Genomic DNA, 20,734 nt, shown 5'->3' on the forward strand with positions numbered 1-20,734 from the left:
ATGGACGCTCGATGCGGCCATGCCTCTTCTGCTTTACCCCGCCAGGAGGCGGCGCTGCGCTTACTTGGTCTGCGTCTGCTGCGGGCCCGCCCCGCTCTGCGCAACCGGCATCGCCGACGATGCCGGCAACGGCGCCGGAGCAGCCACGTCGCCCGTTTCGCGATTCATCTGCGACGCGTCCCAGCCGCCGCCCAGCGCCTTCACCAGACCCACCGACGACACCATTCGCTGCCCCGCGATGCTCTCGAGCTTCTGCTCGGCCGTGAACGCCGTGGTCTGCGCGGTCAACACGCTGACGAAGGCGACCGTGCCCGCCTTGTACTCGTTCGTGACGATGGCGAGCGCCTGACGGGCCGACTCGACCGCTTGCCGCTGCACGACGATTTCCTGTTCGAGAATGCGCAGCGACGCGAGGTTGTCCTCGACGTCCTGGAACGCGGTCAGCACCGTTTGACGGTAGGTGGCGACGTCGGCGTCGTAGGTGGCGCGCGCGGCGTCGGTCTGGGCCTTGCGCAGACCGGCGTCGAACAGCGTGGCCGCGAGTTGCGGCCCGACCGTCCAGAAGCGCGACGGCACGGTCAGCAACTGCGAGAACACCGAGTTCTCGAAGCCGCCGGTGGCCGACACCGTCAGCGACGGGAAGAACGCGGCGATCGCGACGCCAATCTGCTCGTTCGCAGCCGCAGCCTTGCGTTCCGCCGACGCGATGTCCGGCCGCCGCTCCAGCAACGCTGACGGCATCTGCGCGGGCACGGTGGGCGGCGTGGCGGTGAGCGGCATTGGCGGCAGCGAGAACACCGAGGCCGGCACGCCGATCAGTACGGCGATGGCATGCTCGTCCTGCGCGCGCTGGATGCCGTTGTCGATTGCGGCCGCCTGCGCGGATTGCAGCTGCGTTTGCGCCTGAATCACGTCCGAACGCGCGGCGACGCCTGCGGCGTACTGATTTTGCGTGAGTTGCAGCGAGCGTTGATAAGCCGCGACGGTGTCGTCGAGCAACTTTTGCGTGGAGTCGAGTGCGCGCAGCGAGAAGTAGGTTTGCGCGAGCGTGGCCTGTGCGGACAGCCGCGCGTTCGCGAGATCGGCGGCCGCGCCCTGCTGGCCGGCTTTTTGCGCGTTGACCGAGCGGGTCACCGAGCCCCACAGATCGGGCTCCCAACTGGCGTCGAGCTGCACGTTGAAACTGTTGCCGACGCCCGAGCGGCTGCTGCCGGTCGTCGAGCTACCGCTGGATGCGATGCCGTTGCCGGAACGCGACGCGCCCGCCGAAGCGCCGATGATCGGAAAATACGCCGAGCGCGCCTCGCCGACCAGCGCGCGCGCCTGCCGGTAGGTGGCCGCGAATTGGGCGATGGTCTGGTTGGCGGCGTTCAGCTTGTCTACGAGCGCGTTGAGCTGCGGGTCTTCGTAAATGGTCCACCAGTCGCCGCGATCTTGTTGGTCGGCCGGTTCGGCGACTTTCCAGCCGGGGGCGGCTTCCTTGAACGACGCGGGGACTTCGGCGGCCGGCCGCTTGTAATCGGGGCCGACGGCGCAAGCGGCCAGCAACGTGGCGAGGGCCGCTGCTACCGCGATAGTCAGGGCGCGAGGCGCAAGCCGCCGCGCGCGCGAGATTCGATCAGACTGCATGCAATGAATTCCTTCTGGACGCCGCGATGCGGCCGATGGCGGCACCGTCGGCGGGGCGAGATCTTGGTCTGCCGGAATGTTAGCGTATGAGCCCGCGTGGGCGCGGGAAACTGAAAGGGTAATGCGGGGATGCGCGCAGGTGTGTTACTGAGGGTGTCGCGATGGTTACGTGCTGTTACGCGGCGCGGCCGGCGCTGCGCCGCGCGACCGTCAGATCCGGGATTCCGTCGACGTGGTCTGGCGCGCCAAGCGGCCGGCGGCCGCCCGGCAGGGCGCGTCGCCGCGCGCCTGGCACGCGCCTGCCGCATTGACTGCATTGGCCGCGTGGCCAGCCGTTGCCGCGACGCTTTCCGTCAGCCCGGGCGCAGCCGTCAACTCTCCACTCGCCGCCTTGCCGACCTTGCTGCCCCGCCGATGCTCGACCCACGCCAGCACCGCGACCCCCACCGATCCGCCCGGCAACACGAACAGCCCGGCGAACAGCGCGAGTTTCCACCAGCGGTGCGGGCCTTGAAAGCTGTTCAGTGCGGAATCGGTCAGGGAGCGGCCGAGGCCGCCAAGGGTGTTTTTGAGGTACAGCATGGGGAATCCTTTTCGCACGTCGCGCTCGCGGCGGTGCAGACAATCGGTCAGAACATGGGCTCGTGGGCGAGTAACTCGTTGCCTGTAATAATATTGACTATGCAATTAAATTTCAACATACTTTGCGCCGCGTACAAACTTCGTGTTGTTTTTCTGCTCCTCATGGAGCTTGCAAGAGGTTTGACTTGCCTGCTTAGGCAGCTAAACTCCGTTGTGCTTGTCGATGTTCTGGAATCGCGATGACTGATGGCCCCTATAAAGCGGACGAGACTCAACTCATGTCGAGCCTCGGCTACTACCTGACGAAAGCGCGGAACGTGCTGGTCGAGCGGACGGACCGCGCGGTCAAGCCGCTGGGGCTGACCGCGCAGCAGATCGGTGTGATCCTGATGCTGTCATCGCGGCGCGCGAACACGCCGTTCGAGCTGTCGCGGGCGATGTCGTACGACAGCGGATCGATGACGCGTCTGCTCGATCGCCTTGAAAAGAAAGGCTTTGTGGTGCGCACGCGCAGTAACGCCGATCGCCGGATGGTGAAGCTGGAACTGACGCCGCAAGGCCATGAAGCGGCGCGGCAACTGCCCAGTCTCGGCGCGGCGGTGTTGAACGAGCAACTGCGCGGCTTCTCCGCCGACGAGCACGCGACGCTGATCGACCTGCTCGCGCGTTTCATTGCGAATGGTCTCGGCGATGGCGTGGGCGCGGGTTGCGCGTTGGAGCCGCAACAGCACTCGCAGGAAAAAGCATCCGCACGGACGCCGGCGGAGCCCGGCGACCAGTAACCAAGAGGCGCTTTTGAAAGCGCCATTGTTTTGAGATATCTGTCTGGGCAGAGGGTGATCCGGCATGCAAGCGCGCGGTTCGTGACGCGCGACAAGGCTGCCGTGACAAGCTTTCCCGGCTGAGGAGAACATCATATGGACGCCACGGCACCCGCCGCTGCCCTTCCCGCCGCCGAACCCGCGCCGCTCAAAGGCGGAGCGCTGGCCCTGCTGACTGTCGGCCTCGCGCTCGGCACCTTCATGGAGGTGCTCGACACGTCGATTGCGAACGTCGCAGTGCCGACCATTTCCGGCAGCCTCGGCGTGGCGACCAGTCAGGGCACCTGGGTCATCTCGTCGTATTCGGTCGCGTCTGCGATCGCCGTGCCGCTGACCGGCTGGCTCGCGCGACGCGTCGGCGAAGTGCGGCTTTTTACGCTGTCCGTGCTGCTCTTCACGATTGCGTCGGCGGCGTGCGGCTTCGCGCATAACTTCGAGTCGCTGATCGCGTTCCGGCTCGTGCAAGGGCTGGTCTCCGGGCCGATGGTCCCGCTCTCGCAGACCATCCTGATGCGCTCCTATCCGCCGGAGAAGCGCGGGCTCGCGCTGGGTCTCTGGGCGATGACCGTGATTTGCGCGCCGATCTTCGGTCCCGTGATGGGCGGCTACATCACCGACAACTTCACGTGGCCGTGGATCTTCTACATCAACGTGCCGATCGGGCTGTTCTCGGCGGTGTGCGCTTACTTGCTGCTGCGCGGCCGCGAGACGAAGATCACCCGCCAGCGCATCGATGCCGTCGGCCTCGCGCTGCTCGTGATCGGCGTGTCGTGTTTGCAGATGATGCTCGACCTCGGCAAGGACCGCGACTGGTTCAACTCGACGTTCATCGTGTCGCTCGCGGTGATCGCGGTGGTGTCGATTGCATTCCTGCTGGTCTGGGAGATGACGGAGAAGGAGCCGGTGGTCGATCTCTCGCTCTTTAAGGACCGCAACTTCGCGCTTGGCGTGCTGATCATCTCGTTTGGCTTCATGGCCTTCTTCGGCTCGGTGGTGATCTTCCCGCTGTGGCTGCAAACCGTGATGGGCTACACCGCTGGGCTCGCGGGTCTCGCGACCGCGCCGGTCGGACTGCTCGCGCTGTTCCTGTCGCCGTTGATCGGCAAGAACATGCACCGGCTGAACTTGCGCATGGTGGCGAGCTTTGCGTTCATCGTGTTCGCGTTCGTGTCGTTCTGGAACTCGACCTTCACGCTCGACGTGCCGTTCAATCACGTGATCTGGCCGAGACTCGTGCAGGGGATCGGCGTGGCGTGCTTCTTCGTGCCGATGACGACCATCACGCTGTCCAGCGTGCCGGACGAGCGGCTCGCCAGCGCATCAGGTTTGTCGAATTTCTTCCGGACCTTGTCGGGGGCGATCGGCACCGCGATCAGCACGACGTTCTGGGAGAACGACACGATCACCCATCACGCGATGCTGACCGATTCGGTGAACGTGTATTCGGCGAACACCAACGCCTATACCAATGCGCTGGCGGGCATCGGTCTGTCCGGCGATAGCGTGACCGCGCAACTGAACCAGGTGGTGACAGCGCAGGCTTATATGATGGCCACCAACGATTTCTTCCGCATTTCGTGCGCGGCGTTCCTCGTGCTGGCGGTACTGGTGTGGATTACGAAGCCGCGTAAAGGCGTGGGGCCTTCGATGGGGCACTGAGGTTGGTCTGCCGACGTCCGATGCTTCGAGCGCGCCCGCGTGACGATCCAATGCGCCGCGTCGTCACGCGCGTCGATGCTCTTCGTTGCGTCACTGCGTTACGGCTTCGCCATTGGCTGTCGGAATCGATTGTCCCTGCGCAGCATCCGGATGCATCGCGGTAGGTGCAGGCGGCGGTTTCACTCCACCCTGCGGTGCGCCGCCGACGTTGCCTCGCACAAATTGCTTGAAGTCGGCGCCAGCTTCCCAAGGGTTCGGTTTGCAACCCAACGAGCCGTCGCAATGCGCGGCAAAGCCGATAGTCGCCGTGCCGTCAGGGTTCGCGGTGCGCGTGATCTGATATGCGAGTGCGCGCTTGCCGCCGTCCGGGCCCGCAGTCTGAATCAGCGAGTCGGTCGCGGACTCGATCTTGTAGGTCGAATGACTTGACACCCACGTCTGCGCGCGTTGCCACCACAGGTCGCATTCAGCTTTGTTCGAACACGTCAACGGCGTCGTCGCGATCTGCATGACATCCGGATCGACCTGCCCCTGCGTCGAACATCCCGCCGCTGCCGCTAAACACAGCGCGGCCAACAGACCTTTGTTCATCACGTCGATACCTCCTGCCTGGGAGCGTGTCTATCAGTTTGACCGCGGCGCTGATGCGGTGTTTCATCGACGTCAGCGAATCGTCAGAGCGCACGGAGAATTTGCCGATTATGTGCGATGCGCGGCCATGCGCGACGTAGACGTTACCTGTAGAGAAGAAAAAGCGGCCACGCGGGCCGCTTTTTTCATGGCATCGCTGAGCGCGTCGGTCACACGCTAAATCGGTTCAAAGTGTACGCGCGATAAGCCGCGACGAAGGCGTCGAACGAACCGACCTCTTCGCGCTCGAGTTGGCTCTGCTCGGCCAGCGACTGCGCGGCGAGTTCGGTGAACGCCTGCGTTTGCGCAGCGTCCAGCGGACGCGAACGGAAATACGCGGCGTGCGCTTCGCTCTGTTCGAGGCCGAACGCGATGAAGCTCTGCTGCTTATCGCGCATGATTTGCAGCACGCGCGCGGACGGAGTCAGCGATACATCCGTGAGCTTCGCGCGTTGCACCGCCACCGCGCGCGCGTGTTGGTCGCCGCCTTGCAATGCGTCGAGCGCGGCGGCTGCCGCGTCGATCTTGCTCATCAGCTCGTTGGCCCAGTCCAGCATCGCGACCGGCTGGCCCTCGCGGATCAGTTCGAGGCCGGGCTTGCGCCCTTCCATCGTCACGCGGCCGAAGTTCTGATTGGCTTCGGCGTAGGCGTCCGGCGGCAACGGCGCGCTGTCATCGAGTGCGCAGACGAGCAGATAGGCGTCGAGAAAGCGCGACGTTTCCAGCGAAATGCCGCTCGGCTCGAATGGGTCGATATCCATGCAGCGCACTTCGACGTATTGCACGCCGCGTGCGGCGAGCGCATGCAGTGGACGCTCGCCCGGATGCGTGACGCGCTTCGGGCGAATCGTCGAGTAAAACTCGTTCTCGATCTGCAGCACATTGGTGTTGATCTGCACCCACTCGCCGTCGCGTTGCGTGCCGATCTGCTCATACGCCGGATACGGCTGGCTCACGGCCTTCGCGAGCGCGTCGAGGTAGCCGGGCAGCGTGTCGTAGTCGGCATGCAGTGCGGCTTGCGCGGTGGTGTTCGAATAGCCGAGGTCGCTCATGCGCAGGCTGGTCGCGTACGGACGGTACAGCGTGTCGGCGTCGAACGTTTCCAGCGTGTGTTTGCGATCGCGGAGAAACCGACGATCCAGCGCCGGCGATGCGCCGAACAGATACATCAACAGCCAGTTGGTGCGGCGGAAATTGCGGATCAGCGCAAGGTAACGTTCGGACTGGAAATCGACGGCGGTCGCGGTGGATTGCTGGTCCGCGTGCAGCAGCCGCCACACTTCTTCGTTCAGCGAATAGTTGTAGTGGATGCCCGCGATGCACTGCATCGTGCGGCCGTAGCGCAGCGCGAGGCCAATGCGGTACACGTACTTCAGCTTGCCGATGTTCGACGTGCCGTAATCCGCGATCGGAATGCCGTCGTCGGTGTCGGGCAGCAGGCCGGGCATCGAGTTGTTCCACAGGATTTCGTCGCCGAGTTGCGCGTAGACGAAACGATGCAGCGTGTCGAGTTTCTCCAGCGTGAGCGCGACGTCCTGCTCGGCCGGCGTGATCAGTTCGAGGAGCGCTTCGGAGTAATCGGTGGTCAGCGACGGATGCGTGAGCGCCGAACCGAGCGCGCGCGGATGCGGCGTCAGCGCGAGCTGACCGTCGTGCGTGACGCGCAGGCTTTCCTTTTCGATGCCGCGCAGACCGCGCGCCAGCGCGTCACGCTGCGGGCCTGAGGTCAGCACGGACAGGCGGTGCAGGAACGCGTCGGTCGTGCGGGAAGGTGTCGTGTTTGGCATTGATGCGAGTCGGGCGTTGTCGGCCGCCATGTGCCGCTTGACTGCTCGTGGGCAGCACTGCGCGGTTGACAACGTTCGGCGGAATTTTCAGTAGCGGGCACTTTAACATCTCGCTACGACGCCTGCTTGAGGCCGCTTCGGCGGGCTATTCGGGGCAGCGGTCCCGCCCGTTTTTGGGATGAATCCGAGTGTCGCGCGGTGCGCTGATTTGCTTGCCGCACGCGCGTTACGCGCGCTGGTCCAAGCGACGCACAGGCGTGAGTTCAGCGACGGCGTGTGGCGCCATGTGGGGTTCGCCCACCCCGTTATTGAAGATGAATCGTCTGCAATACGGCGCGCTGCTTCACCCCCGGTATCCGCGCTTACACGCTCCGGTTCTGAGCCACTTGCCCGCGCGACTTTAACCACCGCGTGCCGTGTCAGCGCAGTCGGTCCGCCATCTCGTTTTCGAGCCGCGAGACGGCGTGCTATTCCGACGCGCGCGCCCACGCGACTTCATCCACCCCGCGCTGCGCCCGCGCGGTCCGCCACCTCGTTCCACAGATGCATCGCCGCATACGCGCGCCACGGCCGCCACGTATCGGTGCGGGCACGTTGCTGCGTCGGCCGCACGAGCGACGGGTCGCGCGCGCAGATCGACTGCATCAGCACGAGGTCCCAGGCGGGCCAGGCGTCGGCGTCGCGCCATGCGCGCATCGCGACGTACTCGACGGTCCACGGACCGATGCCGGGGAGCGCGAGCAACGCGGCGCGCAGGCTGGCCGCGTCGACGACGTTGCTGTCGAGCGGTACGTCGCCGGTGGCGACCGCGTGCGCGAAACCTTGCAACGACGCGACGCGTTTGCCCGGCATGCCGATCTGCGCGAGATCGACCGCGGCCAGCGCGGCGGGCGTGGGAAAGCGCCACGCGGTGTTCTCGTGCGGATGTCCGTCGATGCGCTCGCCGGCGCGCTGCACAAGCCGGCCGATGATGGTGGTCGCCGCTTTCACGCTGACCTGCTGCCCGACGATCGCGCGCACCACCAGCTCGAAACCGGACCACGCGCCCGGTACACGCAGGCCGGGCGCGGCTTCGACAAGCGGGGCGAGCCAAGGATCCGCCGCGAGTTCCGCGCCGATCTTCTTCGGATCGGCGTGCAGATCGAACATCTTTGCTATCGGCGTGGCGAGCGCGTCGGCGTGACGGCTCACCGGCCCTTCGATGCTCGCGACGAGGCAGCGCTTGCGTGGATGCAGCCGCACGCTTAGCGTGCCGCTGTCGCCGGCCCAATCGATCGCGCGGCGATACGCGCCGTCCTCCACCGCTTCGACGCCGGGTGTCGCGCGTCCGCCGAAAAAGCGCAGCAGGCGCGGCCAGTCGAAGGGTGGTTTGAACGGTAATTCGAGAGTTGCGACGTCGTCGAGCGTGCTCACGCGGCGTGGTCCAGTTTGGTGGGGGTTGTCGTGGTGGCGTCCGAGCCAGAATTGGAGCCGGAGCCGGAACCAATGAGGGCCGGCTTCTGGCGGCCCGGCTGACGGGGCTGGCCGGGCGTCGCATGACCGGCATGCTGCGCTTCGTTGTCGAGCAGCGCGGCCTTGCGCGGCAGACCCCAGCGGTAACCGGCCAGCGCGCCGCCCTTTTGCACCACCCGATGACAAGGAATCGCCAGCGCCACCGGATTCGTCGCGCAGGCGGTGGCCACCGCGCGCACCGCGCGCGGCGAGCCGACCGCTTCGGCGATCTGCGAATAGCTGCGCGTTTCGCCGTAGGGAATGCGCCGCAGCGCGTCCCAGACACGCTGCCGGAAGGCGGTCGCCGCGATGTCCAGCGGCAGATCGAAGTCCTGTCGGCTGCCGCGCAGATAGGCGTCGATCTGCGCGATGAACGGGGCGAGCTGTTGAGCGTCCTCCAGCAGGTCGGCGTTGGCGAATTCGTCGCGCAATTCGTCGAGCAGCGCCGCGTGGTCGTCGCCGAAACCGATCTTGCAGATGCCTTTGCCGGTGGCCGCGACCAGCACGAAGCCGAGCGAGGTCGGCGCGCTTGCGTAGCGCACGGTCAGCCCCGCGCCCTTGCGACGATACGCGGATGGCGCCATGCCCAGTTCTGCCGGCGCGCTGTCGTACATCCGCGACGGCGACCCGAAGCCGGCGTCGAGCGTGGCGCGCGTGACGTCCGCGCCGCTTTGCAGCGCGTCGCGCAACGCTGCGCCCCGCTGCGCAGCCTGGTATTGCCGCGGCGAGACCCCCACCACGCGCTTGAACAGACGCTGAAGGTGAAACGGGCTGACGTGCACGGCGTCGCTCAATTGCGCGAGCGTGAGACGTTGCTGCGGGTCGGCGTCGAGCGCGGCGCACGCGCGATTCACGATTTCCAGTTCGCGCGGCAGGCCGCCGGGCTGGCAGCGCTTGCAATCGCGAAAGCCCGCGGCGCGGGCGGCGGCGGCGTCGGTGAAGAACGCGACGTTTTCGCGGCGCGGCTGACGCGATGCGCACGACGGCCGGCAGAACACGCCGGTCGTGCGGACCGCGTAGAAGAATGCGCCATCCGCGCGCGGCTCGCGGCGCGTGACGGCGGCCCAGCGCTCGTCGTCGGAAGTCCAGCGGGCGGAGTCCGGGGCGGTGCGGAGGTCGGCAGGATCGGTCGTGCGGTTCATGGTGGTCTCGAGGAGGCAGGTGGTGTCGATGCTCACCAATGTAGGCCGTATGCCGACACCCTACGCTCCGGTTCTTGCTCTGTCATTGCGCCTGTTCGTCGGCTGAAACGGCCGCCTGGCGGTCGTTTTGCCACAAAACGCGACAATTTGGCCCGATATCGGGTTTTCCCTTAAAAAGTTATTGCGTCGCATCAACCCCGTGTGTATATTAGTACCTGTCTCCTCCATGTCTCCTCCTGATATGGATTCAGCCCGCTCCACATAGAGCGGGCTTTTTTTCGTCTGTACTTCCCCGATTTTCTTTTTTGAGCCGCCCCTCGCGGCGGGTTGTACGCGTGTACTCGCGGCAGCGCCCTTTCTTCTACACTGGCTAATCATCCGTTCTGCCAACCAGTCAGGGGCGTCCGATATGAAAATCCACATCCGCGAGATCGATCACGTCGTCATCCGGGCGACGAACGTCGAGACCATGGCGCGTTTCTATTGCGACGTGCTCGGGTGCAGCCTGGAAAAGGAACAGCGGGACTTGGGGCTGACGCAATTGCGCGCGGGGCGCTCGCTGATCGACCTGTTGCAGGTTGGCGGCAAGCTGGACCGTGTCGAGAACGGCGTGCCGGGCGCAGGGCGAAATATGGATCACGTGTGCTTGCGCGTCGAACCGTTCGACGCCGACGCGCTCAACGCGCATCTGACCGCGCAGGGCGCGCGGCTGGGCGAACAGGGGGTGCGCTACGGCGCGGACGGTTTTGGTCCGTCGCTGTATCTGTTCGACCCGGAGGGGAATATGGTCGAACTCAAGGGGCCGCCGGAAGCGGCGCGAGTCACGACGCTCTAGGCACCCACCAGCAGCGACAGGCTAATGGCTGGCCACGCGCCGCTTCGGCCCTCGTCCGATTCGAGCGTCGACGCAAATCGCAAGCCGTCAGCCCTTACGCGTTGGCCGGCGCCTTCAATACCGTCCACTCGATCTTCACCGCATCGGCGTCGGCGCTACCGAGCCACGCTTCGCCGTCCTGCACCGTGCATTGCAGGCGCATCGTGCGTTCCGCGAGCGAGCCGAGCGCCGTCGCAACGTCTTCGCCGAGCGTCCACACCGTCACATTGCGCATGCGCTCGACCTTGTTGCGCACGCCCTGCCACCAGATGTCCGACGCACGGCCGCCGTATGCGATCACGATGACTTCGTTCGAGCGCCCGCTCGCTTTGGCGATGCGCCGTTCGTCGGGCTGGCCGACTTCGATCCACGTTTCGATCGCGCCGGTCAGATCCTTCTGCCACAGATCCGGTTCGTCGACATCCGACAAACCTTTGCAAAACTCGAGCCGTTCCTGCGCAAATAGCGCGAACGCGGCGACGCGCACCATCATGCGTTCGTCGGTTTCGGAGGGATGGCGGGCGATCGTCAGGGAATGGTCGGCGTAGTAGTGCCGGTCCATGTTGGCGATCTGCAGTTCCGCCTTGTAAATCGTCGATTTGAGAGCCATGCCGTTGCTAAACCAGGCGCTCGCTCCACCGGAGCGAACAGAAAAAGAATCGTCGACGGCGCGTTGCCGTTTTCCGTGTTTGTTGTACATCGCGTTTCTCCCGCGCCGTCAGCCGGCGGCTACACCGACGGGAGAAGCATTTATCGCGCCACAGCCGGCTCGAAAGCCGTGCCGTAGACCTCTGCCGCGGCTTCCCGCAAGGCTTCGAGCACCACGGCGGCGGCTGGCGAAAGCAGATGCGACTGGCGCGTGATGATACCGAATGTATCCATCCTGCACGGTAAATCGATCGGCACGCGCTTCAACACACCGTACTGTTGGTATTGACGCGCCACTTCGTCAGGCAAAACCGCCAACATGTCGCTCTGGAGCAGCAGGCTTGAAATCGCCAGAAAATTGTTGGTATTGACGACGTTTTGCGGCGGATTCAGCCCGATTTGCGAAAACATCAGATCGAAGCGGTGACGCAGCACGCTGCCCGGCGGATGCAAAACCCAACTTGCGTTCACGATTCCGCGCAACGTCAAACCTGTCTCATTTTCGAGAGGATGACCGGGCCGGGCGACCACGCAGAGCGGCTCGTCGGCGAGTGGTTCGTAGCGGACTTCGGCCTTCAGCTGGTTCTGCCGCTCCAGCACCCGGCCGATCATGATGTCCAGCTCGCCTTCGGCCAGCCGCGGCAGCATCACGTCCGAGGTTTCCACCTCGGCCCAGATCTGCAGCTGTGGATAACGTTCCTTCACGCCGGCGATCGCGCGCGGCACCATCGTCGCGGCGGCTGCGGCAATCACGCCGATGCGCACCTGACCGGTGAGCCCGGAGCGCAGCGCCGAGATTTCGTCGTGCGCGTGGCTCAGGTTCGACAGCACCATGCGCGCGTGGCGAATCATCACTTCGCCGTACAGCGTGGCGTGCATGCCGTGCGGCGTGCGATCGAACAGGCTGACCTCCAGCATGTCCTCCAGCTCCTTGAGCAGGCGCGACGCGGCGGGCTGCGTCATGCCGAGCACGTCGGCGGCCCGGCGCACGTTGCCCTCCTCCTCCATCGCCGCGAGCAGCAGCAACTGGCGCGTCTTGAGCCGCGCCCGGACGAACCAGTTCGAATAGCTACGCGTCATCGCCTTGTCTCCATCCTGTTTTTGGTTGAGCGGTCTGAAGCCGCTGCGCCCGGTGGTTTATCCCGGCGAGGTCTCAATCATGCCATACCGAAAGTGATATCGGGATGGCTTAAAAAGGGATTGGAAAGTTATTGGGGCGGCTCATACCATTCGTGGACTTTCCAAGCATCCCACGTGGCGCCCTTCCGTCGATGAACCGCGATTCGCTCGTCCCGCTCGTTGCCAGCCCCTTTCGCCATTACATCAATGGCGGATGGGAGACGGGCGCGACCGCGGGCGTCTCGTTCAACCCGTCGGACCTCGACGAACCGGTCGGCGAGTACGTCCGCGCGGACGTGCGGCAGACCGATACGGCGATCGAAGCGGCGCACGCGGCGTTTCGCGACTGGTCGGTGGCGTCGGCGCAGCGTCGCGCGGATGCGCTCGACGCGATCGGCACGGAGATGCTCGCGCGCCGCGACGAACTCGGCCGGCTGCTCGCGCGCGAAATCGGCAAGACCGTGCCCGAGGCGCAGGTCGAAGCGACGCGCGCCGGCCAGATCTTCAAGCTGCTCGCCGCCGAGGCGCTGCGCGCGTTTGCGGAGCCGCTGGCCTCGGCCCGCGCGGGCGTCGAAATCGACGTGACACACGAACCGCTCGGCGTGGTCGGCATCATCGCGCCGTGGAGCGCGCCGCTGGCGATCGCCGCGGCGAAGATCGGCGCCGCGCTCGCGCACGGCAACTGCGTGGTGTTCAAGCCGGCCGAATCGGCGCCAGCGTGCGCGGCGGCGTTGGCCGCGATTATCAGCCGCGCCGGCCTGCCCGCCGGCGTGTTTAACCTCGTGATGGGCAGCGGCCGCCAGGTCGGCGCGCGGATCGTCGCGCATCCGCTGGCGGCGGCGATCAGCTTCACCGGCTCGACCGAAACGGGCACACGCGTGCTGCAGGCCGCGGCCGCCCGCCAAGTGCGCGTGCAGCTGGAAATGGGCGGCAAGAATCCGTTCGTGGTGCTGGCCGACGCCGATCTCGACGGCGCGGTCGACGCCGCAATAACCGGCGCCTACAGCGCGACCGGTCAGCGCGGCACGGCGTCGGCGCGGTTGATCGTCGAGCGCGCGGTGTTCGAGCCGTTCGTCGACGCGTTGAAAACGAAGCTCGCGAAGCTCTCCGTCGACCACGCGCTGAAGCATGGCACGGACATCGGCCCGGTCGCAAACGCTACGCAGCTGAAGCGCAACCTCGACTACGTGCGCATCGGTCAGCAGGAAGGCGCGCAACTGTTGTGCGGCGGCCAGCAACTGGAACGTGCGACGCGCGGCTACTTCTTCGAGCCGGCGCTGTTCATCGGCGAACCGGAACACCGCATCGCGCGCGAGGAAATTTTCGGCCCGCTCGCCGTCGTGCTGCGCGCGGACGACTACGAGCACGCGCTGCATCTGGCCAACGACACCGCCTACGGCCTATGCGCCGGCATCTGCACGCGCTCGCTCGAACGCGCGCGGCATTTCCGCCGCCATGTGCAGAGCGGTCTCGTCACGATCAATCTGCCGACCACCGCCGTCGAGCACCACGCGCCCGGCGGCGGTCGCAAAGCGTCCGCCTATGGCGCGACCGACGCAGCGTTCTGGACGGCCGTGAAAACGGCCTACGTGGCGGGCTGATCGCGATGCGTGTCACGCGTCGCTTCGCTCACCGCGCCGTTTGTCGCGCAGCGGCATTTCGATGCGTCGCGCATCCCACGCTTCATTTGCGCCCCGGCTGATGCCGCGGCGCATGCCCCTGCTGCAAACCAACGAAATCAATGCAGCTTTCAACCTCAGGAGACAGGCATGACCAGCAAGCTTCGCCGTTTGACCCTCACCGCGATGGCCGCCGCCGCCCTCGCCGCACCGTTCGCCATGCAACTTTCCGCGCACGCGGATCAGCCGCTCAAGGTCGGCTTCCTCGTGAAAATGCCGGAACAGGCGTGGTTCATCAACGAACAGAAAGCTGCAACCGCGCTCGGCCAGAAGGACGGCTTCTCGGTCGTCAACATCGGCACGCCGGACGGCGAAAAGGTGCTGGCCGCGATCGACAACCTCGGCGCGCAAGGCGCGAAGGGCTTCGTGATCTGCGCGCCCGACGTGCGTCTCGGACCGGCGATTCAGGCGCGCGCGAAGCGCTACAACATGAAGTTCGTCACCGTCGACGATCAACTGGTCGACTCCACCGGCAAGCCGCTCGCGAACGTGCCGCACCTGGGCATGTCGGCGTTCAAGATCGGCAATCAGGTTGGTACAGCAATCTCCGAGGAAATGAAACGCCGCGGCTGGAAGCCGGAAGAAGTCGGCGCGCTGCGCATCACGAACTACGAACTGCCGACCGCGAAACTGCGCACCGATGGCGCGACGCAATCGCTGCTGGCCGGCGGCTTCAAGAAGGAAAACATCTTCGACGCGCCGCAGAAGACGACCGATGACGAAGGCGGCTTCAACGCGTCGTCGCCGGTGCTCGCGAAGCATCCGAACATCAAGAAGTGGGTGATCTTCGCGCTCAACGAAGAAAGCGTGCTGGGCGGCGTGCGCGCGACCGAGCAGTTGCATATTCCGGCGGCGGACGTGATCGGTGTCGGCATCAACGGTGCGGGCGAAGCCTTCGCCGAATTCCAGAAGAAGGAGCCGACCGGCTTCTACGGCACGATCGCCGTGAGCTCGACCAACCACGGCAAGGACAGCACGGAAAACCTCGTCGAGTGGATCAAGGACGGTAAGCAGCCGCCGGCCGACACGCAGACCACCGGCAAGCTGATGGTGCGCAGCAACTGGCAGGACGTGCGTAAGGACCTCGGCATCTAAGCGGCGAAGCGCTCCGAGATTCGAGGCCGCACGTTTTGCGGGCCGCGTCGCGCTCGCGCGCGGGCGGCCCGCGAAGCTGCCCGCACAGCAGTCGTTCACCCGCTTGATTGAGGTTTTCCCATGACGTCTTTATCGCCTTTGTCCACCGAGCCGCCGAGCGAAACAGCGGCGCCCTCGCCCGCCTTCGCCGACGTTGCGCCCTATCTGCAACTCGACGGCATCACCGTGCGCTTTCCCGGCGTACTCGCGCTCGATCAGGTATCGCTCGAAGTGCGGCGCGGTGAAGTACACGGGCTGATGGGCGAAAACGGCGCCGGCAAATCGACGCTGCTCAAGGTGCTATCCGGCGTGAATCAGCCGGCGGCCGGTACGCTGTCGCTCGACGGCGTCGTGCAGCATTTCACCACGACGAAGGCGGCCATCGCGGCGGGCGTCGCGATCATCTATCAGGAACTGCATCTGGTGCCGGAGCTGACCGTCGCGGAAAACCTGATGCTCGGCGCGCTCCCCAATCGCTTCGGCATACTGGACGAAAAGGCGCTGGTCGCCCGCGCGCTGCGTGAACTGGAGCGGCTCGGCGAAAAGATCGATCCGCAGCAGCAGGTGAAGAATCTGTCGATCGGCCAGCGGCAAATGATCGAAATCGGCAAGGCGTTGATGCGCGACGCGCGCGTGATTGCGTTCGATGAGCCGACCAGTTCGTTGTCGTCGCGCGAGACCACGCAACTGTTTCGCATCATCCGCGCGCTCCGGGCCGAAGGCCGCGCGATCATCTACGTCACGCATCGGATGGACGAGGTGTACGAGCTGTGCGATCGCGTCACGGTGTTCCGTGACGGCCGCCGCATCGATACGTTCGAAGCCGGCGCGGGGCTCGATCGCGATCGTCTGATCAGCTGCATGGTGGGCCGTTCGATTGCCGACGTGTACGGCTATCGCTCGCGCGAACTCGGCGACGTGCAACTGCAAGTCAAGGATCTGATGGGACGCGGCCTGCGCGAACCGGCTTCGTTCGCGGCGCGCAAGGGCGAGATCGTCGGTTTCTTCGGACTCGTCGGCGCGGGCCGTTCCGAGTTGATGAAGCTGATCTACGGCGCGGTCAAACCGGCCGCGGGCGAGATCACGCTCAAGGGCAAGCAGGTGCGCTTCGCCACGCCGCGCGACGCGGTGCGCGCGGGCATCGCGCTGTGTCCGGAAGATCGCAAGCAGGAAGGCATCGTGTCGATCGCGTCGGTGTCGGACAACCTCAACATCAGTTGCCGCCGTCACTTCAGCCGCTTCAACGTGCTCAACGGCCGCAAGGAAGCGCAGACCGCGAAAGAGTTCATCGGCAAGCTCGCGATCAAGACGCGCAACGGCGAAACGCCGATCGGCACGCTGTCCGGCGGCAATCAGCAGAAGGTGATCCTGTCGCGCTGGCTCGCCGAAGACATCGACGTGTTCCTGATGGACGAGCCCACGCGCGGCATCGACGTCGGCGCGCGCAGCGAAATTTACGGACTGTTGTATGGGCTCGCCGAAGCGGGCCGCACGGTCATCGTCGTGTCGAGCGACCTGGCCGAGGTGATCGGCGTCGCGGATCGCGTGATCGTGATGAAGGAAGGCTGCATCGTCGGCGATCTGCCGAAGGCGCAGGCCACGCCCGACGCGTTGATCAAGCTCGCGCTGCCGCGCTGAACCGCAACCTGAGCCGCGGCTGAAGGGCCCCGCTCCACCCGGCTCGACCCGAACCCGAACAAGCCACTGAATCGCGCTTACTGAAACGGAACACACATCATGCAGACACCCTCCACCGACTCCCCGACCCCAGCCGTCGCCTCCGCAGGCTTGAGTGCGCGCGCCGCGCGCACCTGGGACCTGATCAACAAGTCCGGCATCGTGATGGTGTTCATCATCCTGTTCGCGGTGCTGTCGTTCACCGTGCCCGACTTTCTGAGCTCGCGCAATATCCAGGGCTTGCTGCTCTCGGTCACGCTGATCGGCTCCATCTCCGTCACGATGATGTTCGTGCTCGCGCTCGGCGAGGTGGATCTGTCGGTGGCGTCGATCGTCGCGTTTGCCGGCGTGGCGGCGTCCACGGTGATCACCGCGACGCATAGCGTGCTGCTCGGCGTCGCGGTCGGCGTGCTTGCGGGCGGCGCGGTCGGGCTCGTCAATGGCGTGCTGGTCGCGCGTTACAAGATCAACTCGCTGATCGTCACGCTCGCGATGATGGAGGTCGTGCGCGGTCTCGCGTTCATCACGTCGAACGGCGACGCGGTGATGATTTCCGAAGAGCGTTTCTTCGACCTCGGCGGCGGTTCGTTCCTCGGCATTTCGTTTCCGATCTGGAGCAACATCGTCGGTTTCGTGCTGTTCGGTTTCCTGCTGAAAAAGACCGTGTTCGGCAAGAACGTGCTGGCCGTCGGCGGCAATAGCGAGGCCGCCTTGCTGGCGGGCTTGCCGGTGACGCGCATCAAGATCACGGTGTTCGTGCTGCAAGGCCTCGTGACCGGCTTCGCGGGCGTGATGCTCGCGTCGCGCATGAGTCTCGGCGACCCGAAGACCTCGGTGGGGCTCGAACTCGGCGTGATCTCGGCTTGCGTGCTCGGCGGCGTTTCGCTGACGGGCGGCGTCGCGACGATTTCCGGCGTGCTGGTCGGCGTGCTCATCATGGGCTCCGTGCAGGACGCGATGAGCCTGCTGAACGTGCCGACCTTCTACCAGTACCTGATTCGCGGCGGGATTCTGCTGCTGGCGGTGCTGTTCGATCAGTTCCGTCGCAGTAAGCGCGTGCATTGAGGTTGTCCGAAGCCGCTGCCGCCGCTTCGATTTGAGAGTTTTTCCCTGCGCTTTGCGAGAAGGCGTACGTGCCGATGCGGATCGATAATCCGCATCGGCTTTTTTCTGGGCGCTTCGAAAGCAGAACAGCCCCGCGATAATGTTTGGGCAATAAAAAAGCTGGGCATGCGATGCCCAGCCGATTTTTAACTCACAGACTCACACCCTCCAGCTTTTTAATTGCTCGAGGCTTATTGTGCGCATAAATACGCGAGCCGGATTTCGGCTTTTAGCCGGAATCGCGGCGTTCGGATTATTGCTTGATAAAGCGGTCGTTCGCCCAAAGGCCCTGCGTATCGCTGTTGCCGGAATTCACGAATTCGACGTCGTGTCCGACTACGCGCACGACCCGGAAATTCGAGTTTTGCGGCGTCGACACGCACTGATATCCGGAGAAGAATTCCTGCATCTGCTGCTGTTCACCGGCTTGCGCGTGCTGGTCGGCGGCGTCGAGTTTATCTTTCGACAGACAGCCATACGCATTGGCCTTGAACTGGATGGTTTGCTGCGGCTTGATCACGACGTCTTGCGCCTGAACATTTGCGGCAGCCAAACCCGCAATGGCGAAAAAAGCGGCGAATCGCATTTTCATATTTTCCTCCGGTGCGGGTTGATACTCAGGTTAGCTATGTATTTAACTTTAACGTTGAACCCGCATCTTGCACTTTAGGAGAATGCAAGAGAACGACAAGCACATCTTGTGTGCGGTCGCAACAGTGGCGAATTGTCGCACCTGCGGCGCGGGTTGCTTAAACCTTGAGCAGCGGTTTAAACCGCTGGCATTGAAATGGATAAATAAAAACCGGCTCCGTCGTTGCGCTTTAACCAGTCAAGCTTTGCGGCCTGTACTGGTGTAAACGCGAAGTGGCAATTAAGCGGTCTAATACAATGAAATATGCCGGTTTGTGCGCCGCACACAAAGTCGGTCCGGCGGTTCAATCAGAAATGCGAAATAACGGTTCACATGCAGAAGATAAACAGTGCCAGGTAAGTTATCGGCGCCGCGAGGCAACGACCTGGTGGCGACCGCACACGTCAGTCGGTGTGCTTGCCGGACCTGAAGAACTCCGACTGGAACATGCACATGCGCAACGCATTGTGATAGCGGCCATTGCCGAAGAATTCCTCGATCAGTTCCGCCTCGTGCCGGAAGCCGCATTTCTCGTAGACGTGAATCGCGGCGGTATTCGACTTGTCGACGATCAGATAAATCTTGCGCAGGTTCAGCACCGAAAACGCGTAGTCGATCGCCAGCTGGGTCGCGACGGTTGCGTAGCCGCGGCCCTGCGCGTGCGGCGCGATGATGATCTGGAACTCGCCGCGTCGATGGATATAGTCCAGCTCGATCAATTCGACCACGCCGACGGTTTGCCCGGCGTTGTCCATCGCGACGAAGCGCCGTTCGCGCAGATCGTGCACGTGCTGGTCGTAGAGCTGGGTCAGTTCCGAGAAGGTTTCATACGGCTCCTCGAACCAGTAGCGCATGATCTTGGCATTGTTGTTCACTTCATGGACGAAGCGCAGGTCGGTCCGTTCAAGCGGGCGCAACGTAAGTTCGCTGCTGCGTTCGATTGTCATTGAATTCCCCTCGACACCATGGTTTGAATGTACGCGCCCGGTTCGGCGCGCGAGCGCGTTCCGGTTAGTCTTGGCGCGGGGGGCGGAGTTCTTGCCCTGTCTTGATCGACGCGGTGCGCGTTTGCCGAACGCGCGCAGAACGCTGACAAACAGGCATAGCGGCAGGCCGGGCGGCGAGGGCGGCGGCATCGTCTCGCCAAACGCTAGTCGGCGTCGGTTTACGCGCCGGCGCGGCACGTACGGTGCTCTACAATGAAACCATGCTCCTGCGATCGGAGGCCACCGTGATCGAGCACTTGATATTGGGCGTTTTTCTGGTGATTCCGCTGCTCATCGTCGCATTTCTTTTCTCGGACGAATTGTGGCAGGAACATCGCCATCTCCATGACCTGCGGCCTGTACGTCTGAGACAACGACGGATCGACTGGCGTCATCCGCTGCGCCGCCATCGGGATCGTCTCTAACGCCCGCGCCAGCGGTTGCCGAAGCGCATTCGCATGCCGTGTGCGCCGTCGCGCCAGGCAGGCTGCGCCGCGCGGCCCGACCGCCAAGAAAAAAAGCCTGCCGTTGCCGGCAGGCTTAAAAAGAGATCCACACTCAATGCCTTGAGGCTACAAGGCAGCTCACAGTCTAGTCGCGTCGCGCGCGCTACTGATTTCAAAGGCTTTTACAGATGTTACGGCGCGTGACTACGCCCGCGCCCTGCGCACCCCTCGTCAGTCGGCGCGCCAGTGCGCGCGAATCCGTGTGGCGAGCGCTTCGAGCGTGTCGGTATCGGCGACGTCGCGCGCGTGAAGGTTCAGCGGCTGGCCGTCCCAGCGCGGGATCACGTGAAAATGCACATGCCGCACGGTCTGTCCCGCAGCCGCGCCGTTGAATTGACCGATGAACACGCCGTCCGGCCGCAAGGCCGCGCGCACCGCGATCGCGAGCTTCTGCGTCATCCGCATGCACGCCACCAGCGACGCATCCGACAACTCGAAAATCTCGGCCACCGGCTCTTTCGGCACGATCAGCAGGTGGCCGTCAGCCTGCGGCATCAGGTCCATGAAGGCGAGCGCGGCTTTGTTTTCGGCCACTTTGATGCAGGGCAGCTCGCCCCGCAAAATCCTCGCGAAGGGATTGCTGTCGTCATAGTTCATCGCGCTTCCTTTCCTGGTTGCAAGTTCGGATCGAGGTG

The 20,734-nt window shown here is 64.4% G+C and carries 19 protein-coding genes; 8 read left to right on the plus strand and 11 right to left on the minus strand.

The genetic code is table 11. The features are described from left to right. Window positions 1–60 precede the first annotated feature (60 nt). Window positions 61–1,629: an efflux transporter outer membrane subunit gene (locus BGI01S_RS17470; protein ID WP_042327224.1), complete on the minus strand. Its 1,569-nt coding sequence runs from the start codon at window positions 1,627–1,629 to the stop codon at window positions 61–63. Between the two features lie 210 nt (window positions 1,630–1,839). Beyond that, entirely contained in the window at window positions 1,840–2,211 is a 372-nt protein-coding gene (locus tag BGI01S_RS17475; RefSeq protein WP_042327225.1) for a hypothetical protein, read from the minus strand. A 239-nt stretch (window positions 2,212–2,450) separates the two neighbouring features. On the opposite strand from BGI01S_RS17475, the gene BGI01S_RS17480 reads away from it, so the two are divergent. Both BGI01S_RS17480 and BGI01S_RS17485 read left to right on the plus strand, forming a co-directional pair. Next, window positions 2,451–2,993 carry a MarR family winged helix-turn-helix transcriptional regulator gene (locus BGI01S_RS17480; RefSeq protein ID WP_042327226.1) on the plus strand — a complete coding sequence of 181 codons (543 nt, stop codon included), beginning with the start codon at window positions 2,451–2,453 and terminating at the stop codon, window positions 2,991–2,993. Between the two features lie 135 nt (window positions 2,994–3,128). Beyond that, on the plus strand, window positions 3,129–4,691 hold the full coding sequence (locus BGI01S_RS17485; protein ID WP_042327227.1) for a DHA2 family efflux MFS transporter permease subunit: 1,563 nt from the start codon (window positions 3,129–3,131) through the stop codon (window positions 4,689–4,691). Window positions 4,692–4,781: 90 nt separating this feature from the next. On the opposite strand, the gene BGI01S_RS17490 is transcribed toward BGI01S_RS17485, so the two are convergent. From BGI01S_RS17490 to ada, 4 genes are all read right to left on the minus strand, one after another. Continuing rightward, window positions 4,782–5,282, minus strand: coding sequence for a hypothetical protein (locus tag BGI01S_RS17490; protein WP_042327228.1), 501 nt, complete (start codon window positions 5,280–5,282; stop codon window positions 4,782–4,784). A gap of 209 nt (window positions 5,283–5,491) precedes the next feature. Further along, window positions 5,492–7,108 carry a glutamate--cysteine ligase gene (gene gshA, locus BGI01S_RS17495; protein ID WP_042327370.1) on the minus strand — a complete coding sequence of 539 codons (1,617 nt, stop codon included), beginning with the start codon at window positions 7,106–7,108 and terminating at the stop codon, window positions 5,492–5,494. A 495-nt stretch (window positions 7,109–7,603) separates the two neighbouring features. Then, entirely contained in the window at window positions 7,604–8,521 is a 918-nt protein-coding gene (locus tag BGI01S_RS17500; RefSeq protein WP_042327229.1) for a DNA-3-methyladenine glycosylase family protein, read from the minus strand. Continuing rightward, window positions 8,518–9,741 carry a bifunctional DNA-binding transcriptional regulator/O6-methylguanine-DNA methyltransferase Ada gene (gene ada, locus BGI01S_RS17505; RefSeq protein WP_042327230.1) on the minus strand — a complete coding sequence of 408 codons (1,224 nt, stop codon included), beginning with the start codon at window positions 9,739–9,741 and terminating at the stop codon, window positions 8,518–8,520. Before ada ends, BGI01S_RS17500 begins: the two co-directional genes overlap by 4 nt. Window positions 9,742–10,150: 409 nt before the next feature. On the opposite strand from ada, the gene BGI01S_RS17510 reads away from it, so the two are divergent. After that, on the plus strand, window positions 10,151–10,576 hold the full coding sequence (locus tag BGI01S_RS17510) for a VOC family protein (RefSeq protein WP_042327231.1): 426 nt from the start codon (window positions 10,151–10,153) through the stop codon (window positions 10,574–10,576). Between the two features lie 94 nt (window positions 10,577–10,670). On the opposite strand, the gene BGI01S_RS17515 is transcribed toward BGI01S_RS17510, so the two are convergent. Next, complete coding sequence (locus BGI01S_RS17515; RefSeq protein ID WP_042327232.1) at window positions 10,671–11,225, minus strand: YaeQ family protein; 555 nt, start codon at window positions 11,223–11,225, stop codon at window positions 10,671–10,673. 140 nt (window positions 11,226–11,365) lie between these two features. Then, entirely contained in the window at window positions 11,366–12,343 is a 978-nt protein-coding gene (locus BGI01S_RS17520) for a LysR family transcriptional regulator (protein WP_042327233.1), read from the minus strand. 191 nt (window positions 12,344–12,534) lie between these two features. Between BGI01S_RS17520 and BGI01S_RS17525 the strand changes: the two genes are divergently transcribed. The 4 genes from BGI01S_RS17525 to araH all read left to right on the plus strand — a co-directional run bounded on the left by BGI01S_RS17525 (window position 12,535) and on the right by araH (window position 17,937). Continuing rightward, the gene (locus tag BGI01S_RS17525; RefSeq protein WP_042327234.1) at window positions 12,535–13,983 is read left to right on the plus strand and encodes an aldehyde dehydrogenase family protein; all 1,449 of its coding nucleotides are present in this window, start codon (window positions 12,535–12,537) and stop codon (window positions 13,981–13,983) included. Between the two features lie 168 nt (window positions 13,984–14,151). Then, a complete protein-coding gene (locus tag BGI01S_RS17530; protein ID WP_042327235.1) occupies window positions 14,152–15,156 on the plus strand; it encodes an arabinose ABC transporter substrate-binding protein in 1,005 nt (334 codons plus the stop codon). Window positions 15,157–15,276: 120 nt separating this feature from the next. Next, window positions 15,277–16,833, plus strand: a complete 1,557-nt coding sequence (gene araG, locus BGI01S_RS17535) for an L-arabinose ABC transporter ATP-binding protein AraG (protein ID WP_042327236.1) — start codon at window positions 15,277–15,279, stop codon at window positions 16,831–16,833. A gap of 99 nt (window positions 16,834–16,932) precedes the next feature. After that, the gene (gene araH, locus BGI01S_RS17540) at window positions 16,933–17,937 is read left to right on the plus strand and encodes an L-arabinose ABC transporter permease AraH (protein ID WP_042327237.1); all 1,005 of its coding nucleotides are present in this window, start codon (window positions 16,933–16,935) and stop codon (window positions 17,935–17,937) included. 292 nt (window positions 17,938–18,229) lie between these two features. Here the strand turns inward: araH and sap1 are convergent, their stop codons facing one another. Both sap1 and speG read right to left on the minus strand, forming a co-directional pair. Then, entirely contained in the window at window positions 18,230–18,568 is a 339-nt protein-coding gene (sap1, locus tag BGI01S_RS17545; RefSeq protein WP_042327238.1) for a surface attachment protein Sap1, read from the minus strand. A 443-nt stretch (window positions 18,569–19,011) separates the two neighbouring features. Beyond that, complete coding sequence (speG, locus tag BGI01S_RS17550; protein WP_042327239.1) at window positions 19,012–19,554, minus strand: spermidine N1-acetyltransferase; 543 nt, start codon at window positions 19,552–19,554, stop codon at window positions 19,012–19,014. A gap of 284 nt (window positions 19,555–19,838) precedes the next feature. On the opposite strand from speG, the gene BGI01S_RS17555 reads away from it, so the two are divergent. Then, complete coding sequence (locus BGI01S_RS17555) at window positions 19,839–20,018, plus strand: hypothetical protein (protein ID WP_042327371.1); 180 nt, start codon at window positions 19,839–19,841, stop codon at window positions 20,016–20,018. 252 nt (window positions 20,019–20,270) lie between these two features. Here BGI01S_RS17555 and BGI01S_RS17560 read toward each other — a convergent pair whose 3' ends face one another. Beyond that, window positions 20,271–20,696: an HIT family protein gene (locus BGI01S_RS17560; RefSeq protein ID WP_042327240.1), complete on the minus strand. Its 426-nt coding sequence runs from the start codon at window positions 20,694–20,696 to the stop codon at window positions 20,271–20,273. Window positions 20,697–20,734 lie beyond the last annotated feature (38 nt).

The sequence above is a fragment of the Paraburkholderia ginsengisoli NBRC 100965 genome (assembly GCF_000739735.1).
Taxonomy (GTDB): domain Bacteria; phylum Pseudomonadota; class Gammaproteobacteria; order Burkholderiales; family Burkholderiaceae; genus Paraburkholderia; species Paraburkholderia ginsengisoli.

What these genes read in the sequence shown, in the direction of transcription:
- BGI01S_RS17470 (WP_042327224.1), bottom strand. Translation starts at nt 1,629, where the DNA reads ATGCAGTCTGATCGAATCTCGCGCGCGCGGCGGCTTGCGCCTCGCGCC.
- BGI01S_RS17475 (WP_042327225.1), bottom strand. Translation starts at nt 2,211, where the DNA reads ATGCTGTACCTCAAAAACACCCTTGGCGGCCTCGGCCGCTCCCTGACC.
- BGI01S_RS17480 (WP_042327226.1), top strand. Translation starts at nt 2,451, where the DNA reads ATGACTGATGGCCCCTATAAAGCGGACGAGACTCAACTCATGTCGAGC.
- BGI01S_RS17485 (WP_042327227.1), top strand. Translation starts at nt 3,129, where the DNA reads ATGGACGCCACGGCACCCGCCGCTGCCCTTCCCGCCGCCGAACCCGCG.
- BGI01S_RS17490 (WP_042327228.1), bottom strand. Translation starts at nt 5,282, where the DNA reads ATGAACAAAGGTCTGTTGGCCGCGCTGTGTTTAGCGGCAGCGGCGGGA.
- gshA (WP_042327370.1), bottom strand. Translation starts at nt 7,108, where the DNA reads ATGCCAAACACGACACCTTCCCGCACGACCGACGCGTTCCTGCACCGC.
- ada (WP_042327230.1), bottom strand. Translation starts at nt 9,741, where the DNA reads ATGAACCGCACGACCGATCCTGCCGACCTCCGCACCGCCCCGGACTCC.
- BGI01S_RS17510 (WP_042327231.1), top strand. Translation starts at nt 10,151, where the DNA reads ATGAAAATCCACATCCGCGAGATCGATCACGTCGTCATCCGGGCGACG.
- BGI01S_RS17515 (WP_042327232.1), bottom strand. Translation starts at nt 11,225, where the DNA reads ATGGCTCTCAAATCGACGATTTACAAGGCGGAACTGCAGATCGCCAAC.
- BGI01S_RS17520 (WP_042327233.1), bottom strand. Translation starts at nt 12,343, where the DNA reads ATGACGCGTAGCTATTCGAACTGGTTCGTCCGGGCGCGGCTCAAGACG.
- BGI01S_RS17525 (WP_042327234.1), top strand. Translation starts at nt 12,535, where the DNA reads ATGAACCGCGATTCGCTCGTCCCGCTCGTTGCCAGCCCCTTTCGCCAT.
- BGI01S_RS17530 (WP_042327235.1), top strand. Translation starts at nt 14,152, where the DNA reads ATGACCAGCAAGCTTCGCCGTTTGACCCTCACCGCGATGGCCGCCGCC.
- araG (WP_042327236.1), top strand. Translation starts at nt 15,277, where the DNA reads ATGACGTCTTTATCGCCTTTGTCCACCGAGCCGCCGAGCGAAACAGCG.
- araH (WP_042327237.1), top strand. Translation starts at nt 16,933, where the DNA reads ATGCAGACACCCTCCACCGACTCCCCGACCCCAGCCGTCGCCTCCGCA.
- sap1 (WP_042327238.1), bottom strand. Translation starts at nt 18,568, where the DNA reads ATGAAAATGCGATTCGCCGCTTTTTTCGCCATTGCGGGTTTGGCTGCC.
- speG (WP_042327239.1), bottom strand. Translation starts at nt 19,554, where the DNA reads ATGACAATCGAACGCAGCAGCGAACTTACGTTGCGCCCGCTTGAACGG.
- BGI01S_RS17560 (WP_042327240.1), bottom strand. Translation starts at nt 20,696, where the DNA reads ATGAACTATGACGACAGCAATCCCTTCGCGAGGATTTTGCGGGGCGAG.